Below are 889 nucleotides of genomic sequence, written 5' to 3'. Positions count from 1 at the left end.
AGCGTCCACCAGCACGATCGACGGGCAGGCCTGGTGCTGCACGGTCAGCACGAACCCGCACGCCCGGCAGCACACGGCCGGCCCGGTAGTGAGCTCGGCGGTGTGCCGGCGGCGGACGTCCAGCTCTTCGTCGGCGGTCACCCGGCGGCCGGCCTTCAGGGCGGCGAGGATCACCGGATCGAAGATCTCTTCAGGCTGGTCGACTGTGACCGTGATCCGACCCGGACGGCGGGCACTCATGCCACACCACCCAGACGGGCAGTGACGGGCGAAGCCTGGCGCGCAGATCCGCACGCAGGCAGGGAAAGATGACTCATAGCGGTCTCCTGTTGTCGCAGGTGGTCCGTTAGCCCCCGGGTCGACGCTTCCAACGTCGGTCCGGGGGCGCTTTTCAGTTGTGGGGTCGAACGCTACACACTCATCCTCAATGCGTCAATGCTGTAGTGTCACCCATCATGAAAGAGCCTATCGATAACATTGAGCCACTCCTCGACTACACAGATATAGCTGAGCTGGCCGGCATCTCGCCCAGCACGGTGCGCGCCTACAGGAGTTCTGGACACCTGCCTCAGCCCGACATCCAGACCTCGCCGCGTCGATCTCGCTGGAAGCTGTCGACCGTTCGTACGTGGCTGGAGAACCGCCCTGGTGTCGGAGCTCGCACGGATCTATGGCGGAAGCGCGAGCAGGCGGAGGCCCGCGAAGATGCGCCAGAGGAGGGCGGGCACTCCGTGGCAGTTGCCTAGCGGCACGACAGCCCAGAGGAAGCGGCAGCGCCCCGTCGGAGCAGTCCGGCGGGGCGCTTAGACGTTCCGGGCGAGAACAGTCGGCTGGCTGTCGCATCCCTCGCTGCAGTGGTGCCCGGGGGCGGTTGCAGCTGCCGGTTGCG

Annotated in this window: 2 protein-coding genes; one reads left to right on the top strand and one right to left on the bottom strand. The window is 66.6% G+C overall.

The window, feature by feature from the left end:
• The coding region (locus tag G6R24_RS21175) for a hypothetical protein (protein ID WP_163550866.1) at positions 1–240 on the bottom strand (240 nt) is incomplete at its 3' end.
• A 215-nt stretch (positions 241–455) separates the two neighbouring features.
• Between G6R24_RS21175 and G6R24_RS24690 the strand changes: the two genes are divergently transcribed.
• Positions 456–746, top strand: coding sequence for a helix-turn-helix transcriptional regulator (locus G6R24_RS24690; RefSeq protein WP_338084493.1), 291 nt, complete (start codon positions 456–458; stop codon positions 744–746).
• Positions 747–889 lie beyond the last annotated feature (143 nt).

The organism is Candidatus Frankia nodulisporulans, from assembly GCF_902806475.1.
Classification (GTDB): Bacteria; Actinomycetota; Actinomycetes; order Frankiales; family Frankiaceae; genus Frankia; species Frankia umida.
This window is presented reverse-complemented; position numbering and strand designations above follow the sequence as displayed.